This is a genomic window from Hominilimicola sp., assembly GCF_046972485.1.
Taxonomy (GTDB): Bacteria; Bacillota; Clostridia; order UBA1381; family UBA1381; genus Hominilimicola; species Hominilimicola fabiformis.
Genome location: NZ_JBKVWU010000079.1, coordinates 1 through 10126 on the forward strand (window position 1 = coordinate 1; position 10126 = coordinate 10126).

General features: G+C 39.0%; 10 protein-coding genes and 1 other RNA gene. 6 read left to right on the forward strand and 5 right to left on the reverse strand.

All coding sequences use genetic code 11. The features are described 5' to 3' along the window. On the reverse strand, positions 1-1632 hold a 1632-nt coding region (locus tag ACLTU0_RS08410), incomplete at its 3' end, for an acyl-CoA dehydratase activase (protein ID WP_412322030.1). A 207-nt stretch (positions 1633-1839) separates the two neighbouring features. On the opposite strand from ACLTU0_RS08410, the gene ACLTU0_RS08415 reads away from it, so the two are divergent. Next, complete coding sequence (locus ACLTU0_RS08415) at positions 1840-2976, forward strand: trypsin-like peptidase domain-containing protein (protein ID WP_412322032.1); 1137 nt, start codon at positions 1840-1842, stop codon at positions 2974-2976. A 13-nt stretch (positions 2977-2989) separates the two neighbouring features. Beyond that, on the forward strand, positions 2990-5122 hold the full coding sequence (locus ACLTU0_RS08420) for a copper amine oxidase N-terminal domain-containing protein (protein WP_412322034.1): 2133 nt from the start codon (positions 2990-2992) through the stop codon (positions 5120-5122). 41 nt (positions 5123-5163) lie between these two features. Here ACLTU0_RS08420 and recR read toward each other — a convergent pair whose 3' ends face one another. The 4 genes from recR to ffs form a co-directional block, all read right to left on the reverse strand. Further along, entirely contained in the window at positions 5164-5760 is a 597-nt protein-coding gene (gene recR, locus ACLTU0_RS08425) for a recombination mediator RecR (protein WP_022229521.1), read from the reverse strand. 1 nt (position 5761) lies between these two features. Continuing rightward, positions 5762-6115, reverse strand: coding sequence for a YbaB/EbfC family nucleoid-associated protein (locus ACLTU0_RS08430; protein WP_022229520.1), 354 nt, complete (start codon positions 6113-6115; stop codon positions 5762-5764). 30 nt (positions 6116-6145) lie between these two features. Continuing rightward, positions 6146-7996 (reverse strand): DNA polymerase III subunit gamma/tau, encoded by a 1851-nt coding sequence (dnaX, locus tag ACLTU0_RS08435; RefSeq protein WP_412322036.1) that lies wholly within the window; start codon positions 7994-7996, stop codon positions 6146-6148. A gap of 66 nt (positions 7997-8062) precedes the next feature. Beyond that, positions 8063-8160, reverse strand: an RNA gene (ffs, locus tag ACLTU0_RS08440) — signal recognition particle sRNA small type. Positions 8161-8327: 167 nt separating this feature from the next. Between ffs and ACLTU0_RS08445 the strand changes: the two genes are divergently transcribed. The 4 genes from ACLTU0_RS08445 to ACLTU0_RS08460 form a co-directional block, all read left to right on the forward strand. After that, positions 8328-8651 (forward strand): DUF6514 family protein, encoded by a 324-nt coding sequence (locus ACLTU0_RS08445; protein ID WP_022229518.1) that lies wholly within the window; start codon positions 8328-8330, stop codon positions 8649-8651. 42 nt (positions 8652-8693) lie between these two features. Continuing rightward, complete coding sequence (locus tag ACLTU0_RS08450; RefSeq protein ID WP_412322038.1) at positions 8694-9305, forward strand: toprim domain-containing protein; 612 nt, start codon at positions 8694-8696, stop codon at positions 9303-9305. A 78-nt stretch (positions 9306-9383) separates the two neighbouring features. Next, positions 9384-9716 carry a YlxM family DNA-binding protein gene (ylxM, locus tag ACLTU0_RS08455; protein ID WP_022229516.1) on the forward strand — a complete coding sequence of 111 codons (333 nt, stop codon included), beginning with the start codon at positions 9384-9386 and terminating at the stop codon, positions 9714-9716. A 33-nt stretch (positions 9717-9749) separates the two neighbouring features. After that, on the forward strand, positions 9750-10126 hold a 377-nt coding region (locus tag ACLTU0_RS08460), incomplete at its 3' end, for a signal recognition particle receptor subunit alpha (RefSeq protein WP_412322040.1).

A 10126-nucleotide genomic window follows, 5' to 3' on the forward strand; every position in this document is an offset into this window, starting at 1 on the left:
AAGTATAGCATTGTTGTTGAAAGTACCGCCTTGAACAACGATATTAGTACCCATTTGTTCGGGGTCACGAAGTTTTATAACCTTGTAAAGTGCGTTTCTGACAACGGAATAGGAAAGACCTGCACTGATGTCACCGACAGTCGCACCCTCTTTTTGGGCTTGTTTAACACGCGAATTCATAAACACCGTACAACGTGTACCAAGGTCAACGGGATTGTCTGCCACAAGTGCCTCTTGTGAGAATGATATTGTATCAAGTCCCAAACTTTCCGCAAATGTCTGAATGAATGAACCACAGCCCGATGAACAGGCCTCGTTAAGCATAATGCTGTCGATTACGCCGTTTCTGATTTTCATACATTTCATATCCTGACCGCCGATGTCGATGATAAAATCAACACCCGGTGAAAAATAATTTGCGGCTTTGTAGTGGGCGATAGTTTCGATTTCGCCTTCTTCAATTCTGAAAGCAGTCTTTAACAAAAGTTCGCCGTAACCTGTTGTACAGGCATTTGCGATATAAGCCGATTTCGGCAATTTTGAATACAATTCACGAAGTATTTTTATACCGCAGGTAATAGGACTGCCTTCGTTTTTGCCGTAATAATCATAAAGAATATCGCCGTCCTCGTTAATAAGTGCGGCTTTGATAGTCGTTGAACCTACGTCAAGACCAAGAAATACAGGACCGTTTGCGGTTGAAATATCCTTACGTCTTGCAACGTCTTTGCCGTGTCTGTCGAAAAATTCCTTGCGTTCTTCCTCTGTTTCAAACAGCTTGCGCATACGCGTGATTTCTGCGTCAACCGATTTTGCGTTTGCAAGCTGTGAAATAAGTGTGTCTATGTCGGAAGTCTTGTCTTCGTACATAAGTGCCGCACCGATTGCCACGAACAGCTGTGCGTTTTCAGGAGTTTTGAAAGACTTCGCATTGTCCTTTAAAGTTTCCTCAAACTGACGTCTTAGCTGAGGTAAGAAGTGCAAAGGACCTCCAAGAAATACGATATTGCCCTTTATAGGTCTGCCTTGTGCAAGACCGCTGATTGTCTGAGTTACAACGGCTTGAAGAATTGACGCGGCAATATCTTCACGTGCCGCACCCTCGTTTAAAAGCGGCTGAACGTCCGATTTTGCGAAAACACCGCAACGAGCGGCGATAGGGTAAATAATAGTGTGATTTTCGGCAAGTGCATTAAGACCGTCTGCATCTGTTTTTAAAAGTATAGACATTTGGTCAATAAAAGAACCTGTACCGCCGGCACAAGTGCCGTTCATTCTTTGCTCAAGTCCGCCCGAAAGATAAAGGATTTTTGCATCCTCACCGCCAAGTTCGATAACAACATCTGTTTCAGGCATAAATGTTTTTATAGCTGTTTTGTTTGCTATAACCTCCTGTACGAAAGGCAAATCAAGCATTTTTGAAAGTAAAAGACCGCCCGAACCTGTTATAACAACAGTGAACTGTTCGTTTTTGACAACCTCCTTGACTTCTGCAAAAAGGCCTTTAACGGTGCTTTTTATATCTGAAAAATGACGTCTGTATTCTGCAAATAAAGTATTATTGTTTTCATCAAGCACAACAACTTTAACTGTTGTTGAGCCTACATCAATACCCATATGTAGTCTACTCATCAATGTAACCCCCTCACATATTGTAGAGTATAAAATTATTCTATTCTATTATACATTCTAATAAGAAATTAGTCAAGTAAAGTTTGATTATGTTCATAATGATTTTACATAAAATCGTATAATTAAAATTTGTTGAAAATATTGACAAATAAAATGGAAAATGATATTATATTTGTACAAAATAAATAAAATCGGAGGGGATGACAAATGAAAAGAAAAATAGTTTTTGCGTGCATGATTTCTGTATTGCTTTTGTCGCAAACTGCAATGGCGGCACCGAATGTTGAAGTGAACGGAACGCAGATAGATACTGACGCGGTAATAATCGACGACAAAACGTATGTACCGCTTAGAGGTGTTTTTGAGGCCGCCGGAGCAGAGGTTTCATGGAACGAGGAAACGCAGACAGCAGGCATTAATATATCAAATTCGCTTAGTGATGATGAATTAATTCCTTCGGTGATTGAATCGGTAAGTCCGTCAGTGGTCGGAATTATCGGGCGCGGTAAAACGGAAAGCTATTACGGCTCGCAAGAGGGTATTATGAGCGGTTCGGGTGTTATAATAAAAACCGGCGGTGAAATTCTTACCAATGCACACGTTGTAAAAAATATGAACACGATTTTAGTTGTGATGAATGACGGAAAAGGCTATGAGGCGCAACTGAAATATATAGATGAAGATACAGACCTTGCGGTTGTTAAAATAAAAAAGATTGGTTTGCCAGTTGTGAAATTCGCAAACAGTGAAGATATTGTTGTTGGTAAACAGGTTATAGCAATAGGAACACCGATAACGTTTTCATTGCGTAATTCCGCAACGGTAGGGCATATAAGCGGACTAAACAGAAGTGTCGGCGAGCCGTACAGACTTGTTCAGACAGATACGGCTATCACTCACGGAAATTCGGGCGGTGCACTTATTAATATGAACGGTGAGCTTGTTGGTATTACATCAAGCGGATATTCGGGTACAAATACTAATTTTGCAGTTCCTGTTGATACAGTTAAGTATGTACTTAATCAGTTTGAATTGTACGGAAAAGTCAGACATATATCATTTGGTGCAGAGTTCCAAGAGGACTGGCTTGCAGAGCTGGGAGTTCCGTCAGAGGCAGGACTTACAATAAAAGGACTTGAAAAATCATCACCTCTTGCAAAGGCGTCGTTTAAGAACGGTGACGTGTTGGTTTCGGTCGATGATGTTGCGATAAACAGTATAGTTGAACTTAACGAATTGATGAAGAATTATCTTCCGGGCGATACTGTCAAAGTAGGTGTGAAAACCAACGGTGAAATCAAGTATGCGGATATAGTTCTTGACGAAAAAGCTAAAACGGAATAGGGGGGAGAATGATATGAAAAAGTTTATTTCTTTGATGATATGTGTGGCGATGATATTGTCGTCAGTCGGCGCTATGGCGGATAGTGACAGCCTTATAGTGAATACTGTTAAGGTGAACGTAAGTAGTGGCAGTGTTACGCTAAACGATGAGGGAATGTCTGTTTCAGCCACACCGTATGTCAATCAAAACGGTGATACAATGGTTGATATGTATGCGCTGGTAAATGCACTCGGCGGCGAAATAACCGAAAAAGACGGAGTTTATTCGGTGACTTATGATGATGTTGAAATTAAGTACACATTAAATTCAACGGAAGTTGACGTTGCAGGACAGTCGTTGACTATGAGTTCAGCTGTTACAATCAGTGATAACGGAACTGTAATGGCACCGTTGAGATTTGTTTCAGAGGCACTTGGTGCGGACGTAACATACAACAGCGAAAGCGGAGAAATAGTGATTGTTTCGGCAGGCGGTCTGGATTCGGGAGTGAATTATAAGCTGTTGTTTAAGTATACGGAAAAAGATAAAATCGGTAATTCAAAGGAGCATTGGCGCTTTACAAAGACGGATAATTTTGATATGTCCGAGAGCAGTTATGGCGGTAGTTACAGATTTTCAATGAATGATATATCATTCACATTAAAAAGTCAGAAAAACGACGGAACCAATTCTTTGGAACAATATTATCTTGCAATGCAAAAATCATATTTATCAAGTTACAACCGAAATGTAATGTATGATAAAGGAAAGGGCGAGCATAACGGCGTTGAGTATGTATATACAAAGTACAGAAGACTTGATACCGTGACAGAGGCATATGCTTACAAAACCGATGAATATTTTTATTTTATAACAATACAGCGAAGTTTTGAAAACTTTGAAACTGCCAAAGAAAATACCGATGTCACAGCATTTTTGAATTCGCTTGAATTCGACTATAAAGGCGGCGACGAAGAAAATACAGTTGACGTAGCCGAAATCGGTCTTGAAAAACAGCTTGCAGGAGAGGAAAAATCGGAATATTTAGACGGAAATTACAGATGGAGTATCAAATTAAACGAGGATTGGTCTGTAAACGAATACTACGGTTTTTATAATAAAGTGACAGTCACAAAACCGACAAGTATTGAAACGGACGATAATTATAATTACAGATATGGTTACGATTATGACGATATGAATTACTACAGTTCGTATTCAAGTGTAAGAGACCCTCTGATTATGATTTCTACATATTCTAATCCGAATAGGCAGACTGCCTCGGATTGGGCAAAAAAGAACCGTGATGATTACGAAAAGACCGTTAATTCTGAAAAATACAAAATATCCGAAATAAAAGAAACTCAAATCGGACAGATTAAAGCATATTATTTTGAGGAGAATTATTCGGAGGACGAAAATGAGTATGTCGAAAAAACGTATTATATGAATTACGGTGATTTTAGATATAAAATTAATCTCGGATATGATAAGAGAGAAGAAGATGCAGAGGGATTTAAGGAAAGTGTTGACGCGGTTATAAAGTCGTTTGTGCCTGGAGAAATAAATATAAATGAATTAGGCGACGCACTTGAAAGCGATAGTGATATTGACGCGTTGAATGTACAAAATGAATTTAAAGGCGATATTTTCAGTATCAATTATCCTTGTTTGTGGAATGTAAGCGAAACAGATACGGGATTACTGTTGGCAAAAGACCGTTCTAATTATGGCATGGATACAACAGGATTACTGTCGGCAATTTTCCCTAACTTTTCTCTTATGTTAAGTGTGGCTGACGGCAGTTCATTGCGTGCAGAAAAGACGTCGTTGTCATATTACGACGATAAATTAAATAAAAGCACATATACGTTGGAAGAATATATGTATAAAAATATTGCAGGAATGCTTAACAGCTCAAGTTCATATTTGAATATTTCAATGCCGAATGAAATTGAAGAAGTAACATTGATGGGCAAAAAGGGATATAAAGCTGATCTTGTTTTAACGATTAATGGTGTTAATAATGTGTATTATACAATGTATTTTATCCCATATGACAGTGAAAATCTGATTACGGTAATAAAAGCGTGCAATGAAAGTGAAAAGAATACAGTTTACGAAAATGCTTTGGATAAGGCATTGAATAGCTTGAAACTTTCGTAATATACAAAAAATCCGATGAATTTAATTCATCGGATTTTTATTTACATAGTTTGTCTGCCCTCAAGTGCCTTTATAAGAGTAATCTTATCGGCATATTCGAGGTCGCTTCCTATCGGAATACCGTGTGCGATACGGGTAACTTTTACGTCAAACGGAGCAAGAAGTTTAGAGATATAGACTGCTGTTGCTGTGCCGTTTACGGTTGGGTTGGTAGCCATAATGACTTCCTTAACCGTACTGTCGCTGAGACGGAGTAAAAGCTCGTTAATCTTTATGTCATCGGGAGTTATACCGTCCATAGGGGACAATGACCCGTGAAGTACATGGTAAAGACCGTTAAATTCGTTTGTCGCCTCGATTGCCGAAACATCTTCTGGACTTTCGACAACACATATAACGGAATTATCGCGTTTCGGTGATGAACATATTTTACACGGTGATGTATCGGTCAGATTTTGACATACAGGGCAAAGCGTAATTTTTTCTTTCGCCTCTGTGATTATGTTAGACATTGAAACTGCGTCCTCTTTTGACATATGTTCAAGAATGTGAAAAGCAATTCTTTCTGCACTTTTTCTGCCGATACCGGGAAGTTGTTCAAATTTTTCGATTAAATTTTCAATGACTGTTGCGTGCATATTAGAATAAGCCCGGAATATTAATTCCGCCTGTAACGGCACTCATACCTTCAGCCATCATATCGTCAGCCTTTTTGACTGCATCGTTGACTGCGACCATAACAAGGTCCTCAAGTGTTTCAATATCTTCAGGATCAACAGCGTCAGGACTGATTTTAAGTGAAAGAATTTCTTTCTTGCCGTTAGCGGTAGCTGTAACTGCACCGCCGCCAGCTGTACCTTCAACAACCTTATCTTCAAGTTCTTCCTGAACCTTTTCCATTTCAGCCTGCATTTTTTGAGCTTGCTTGATAACGTTGCTCATATTCTTATTAGCGTTCATTCCTGAACCTGCAAAACCTTTGTATTTTCCCATTGTAATTTACCTCTTTCTTAGTTTTTAAAATTAATTATTATCATCCTCAGGGGATAATTCTTTGCCTTCCAAAAATTCTTCTGGAGCATTGTCATCATCTTCGCTATTGTTATCGTCAAGAGATGACTGTGAGAAGTTATCCTTAGAGGAATCATATTCCGTAAATTCGCTTTCGTCTACATTTTCGACGATTTCACTGAAATTCGCTACAAGATTGTCAAGGGGATCGTCGGATACTTCTATTGGTTCATTTACTTCACCGTTGCCGCCGGGCAAGTTCCAAAAATCAATGAGTTCTTCTTGTATGTCGTTTTCGTATGCAACCTTTACCGCAAAGTCTGTACCGGACGCACGTTTAAAAATAACCTGCATTTTATCCTTGTACGCTGCCGCTATATTGTAAGCACCTTTCTCTTTGGGGTTGAACAAAAGTATAATACCGTCTGAATCAATGGTTATATTTCTGTTCATCAAAGCGGCTTTTAAGTAACCTGCCGAGTTGCACATCGTTCGCGATATATTGTCCCAATTCTTTGCAACCTTGACAATAGGATTGTCGGAGGTGAGTTCTTCTTTCGGAATTGGGTTATATAATCTGACCGAAGTTTTCTTCTTCTCGGTTACTTCTTTTTTTTTAACCGTTTCGGTCGGCTGCATCGTTATACCGTTTTTTACCTTTTCCTCAAGATTTGAAATTCTTTCGGATAGGGAAGAAGTATCGGTAACGGCACCGTTTTTAACTTTGCTTTCCAATGACGCAAGCCTGTCCATAACCGCTGACGGTGAATCGTCATATTCGGGTCTGGCAAGTTTGATAAGTGCCAACTCATATACTATACGAGGCGACTTCATCCATTTAGTATCGGCTTGTGCGTCGGACAGTACCGATGTTGCGTGAGAAATCTTCTCAAAAGACATTTTGTCTGATAACGCTTTTAATTTTACCATATCTTCTGCATTGTAGTCAAGCATTGCGGAAGAATCTTCTGTAATTTTACAAATAAGCATATCGCGAAAATTCTTTATAAGTGAGTCGATAAACACTCTTAAATCTTTACCGTCTGACATAATATTGTCAATTACGGAAATTATTTTATTTACATCGCCTTTTTCAATGGCGTCTGTAATCTGAAATATTGATTCGGCAGTCGAAATGCCGAGAGTAGCCGTTATATTTTCGGCGGTAATCGAATTACCGCAGGCGGAAATGACTCTTTCAAGTATGCTCAGTCCGTCACGCATTGAACCGTCTGCAAGACGTCCCAAAAGCTCATATGCGTCCTCCGATATGTTAAGCTTGTCACCGTGTGCGATTTCTTTCATGCGGAGTATAATATCTGATGGCTTTATGCGTTTAAAATCAAATCTTTGACATCTTGACAAAATCGTTTGAGGTACTTTGTGAGCCTCAGTCGTTGCAAGAATAAATATAACGTGCTCAGGAGGTTCTTCAAGTGTTTTCAAAAGGGCATTAAACGCACCGGTTGAAAGCATATGCACCTCGTCTATGATGTAAACCGTGTATTTTGCGTTTGTGGAAACATAACGCACATCGTCACGGATTTCACGGATATTGTCGACACCGTTGTTTGAAGCCGCGTCAATTTCTTTAACGTCCAAAATACTGCCGTCCAAAATGCCTTTGCATACTTCACATTCATTGCAAGGACTTCCGTCATGCGGATTAAGGCAGTTTACAGCACGCGACAAAACCTTTGCACAAGTTGTTTTACCTGTTCCGCGCGTTCCGCAGAATAGGTAAGCATGACCGATTTTGTCGTTTAAAATCTGATTTTTTAAAGTTTGTGTAATATGGCCTTGACCGACAATGTCCTCAAACACCATAGGACGCCATTTTCTGTAAATAGCTTGATGTGCCATATAATCTCCAATACCTTTCTTTATACGAAAAAACGCCATATAGGCGTTGTAATAATCAAAATAGGCTCCGACCGAGTTTACCGTAACACATTGAAAGCACCGCTTATTGCTGCTTGGTTCCCCATCTGACAAGGTTCACGGGTTTCAATCGCACGGGCTCGGCCGTCATCGCCAATCAAATCTTCAGTTAGCTATAATATTATAATACATTTTTTAAAAAACTGCAATACCTATTTTAAATTTTTTTTAGAATATTCAAAAATTTTTATGCATATAATGGTTAGGTGGCTCGGTTAGGAGGCATAAATATCAAAAAGACGGAGGAATTAATATGGATAATGAGATTTTGTACAAAAGTTTAAAAAAGGAAAGCGAGGTTTACATTTGTTTGGATTATTATATTATACCCGAGAGCATATCGGCAGATTATTGTGATTTAAAGTGCTACGGAATTAAGATAGAAAAGACAACCGTGTATGCAGGCGGAGGTAAAATAGTGGAAAGCAAGCAGATAAATAATATTTTTTACCGATACAAAGACGCAACGGAATTTTCTGATACCATTATAAAGAAACGTATCGAACCGCAGGGACTTCGTGACATTGTGGAAAATTATATAATAGAAAGTATTGACAGAGCAAGACAAAGTGCATAAAATAAATATCGAAATATAATTTACAAAGGGATATTATTTATTATGTACAAAGTAAAAGAAACGATTGTTGTCGAGGGGATATACGACAAAATAAAGCTGTCACGTTTTATAGATGCGGTGATAATAGTGACAAACGGATTTTGCGTATTTTCCGATGACAGAATATTGGAAAGCATAAAAAAGATGGCGGACGAAACGGGAATTGTTATTTTGACCGATTCCGACAGTGCCGGCTTTAAAATAAGAAACTACATAAAACAGTCTTTGCCGAAAGAAAAGGTAAAACACGCTTATGTACCCGATGTTCACGGCAAGGAAAAACGCAAGAGAGAACCCGGAAAAGAGGGCCTTTTGGGTGTTGAGGGGATTAAGGACGATATAATCCTTGATTCCCTCAAAAAAGCGGGTTGCACGATTGACGGAAGTGCGACGGCGGTAAAAGCGGGACGCGAAATTACAAAAGCCGATTTGTATAAAGCAGGTCTTTCGGGGGGGATCGGCAGCGGTGAAAAGCGTAACGCACTTGCACATTCTCTCGGAATACCTATGAAAATTTCCACGAATATGCTCCTTGATTTGCTCAACAGACTGCTTAATTATGATGAGTTTTGTGAAATTGTACAAAACATTGACGATTTGGAAGAAGAAATTTGATAAAAAATATATTGACAAATTGTCAGAAATCGTGTAAAATATCACCTGTAAATAAAAATAACTTTACAGGTGATGCAAATGGCAAAGGACTTGAATGTTACCATTTTGCTTGACGTATACGGTCAGTTGCTTACGGAAAAGCAACGTAATGCCATAGATATGTATTATAACGAGGACTTGTCGCTGTCGGAGATTGCTGATGTAATCGACATAAGCAGACAGGGCGTCAGAGAGTCGATTAAGCAAGGCGAAAAGCATTTGACGAATTATGAAGAAAAACTCGGAATAGTCGAACGATTTCATAATATAAGTTCAAAGCTTGAAAAATTAAATGCGTTGCTTGAAAATACCGATTTTGACGGTAAAGACGAGTTTTACGGATTGATTGACGAAATATCAAAAGAAATATAGATATAGATTATTTGCGGAAAGGAGTCACAGCTTATGGCATTTGAAAGCCTTGGTGATAAGCTGCAGGGAGTTTTCAAAAAACTTCGCGGTAAAGGAAAGCTTAACGAAAAAGATATAAAAGACGCAATGCGTGAGATTAAGCTGGCTCTTTTGGAGGCAGATGTAAACTTCAAGGTTGTTAAGGAATTTGTGAACATAGTTTCCGAAAAGGCACTTGGTCAGGAGATTATGGAGTCGCTTACTCCGGCACAACAGCTTGTTAAAATAGTTAATGAAGAACTTACCCAAATGATAGGCGGTGAAGTTTCAAGACTTGAATTTTCGCAAAAACCGCCGACAGTCATTATGATGTGCGGTCTGCAAGGTGCAGGTAAGACAACTGCAACAGGTAAGCTTGCATTAAACCTTAC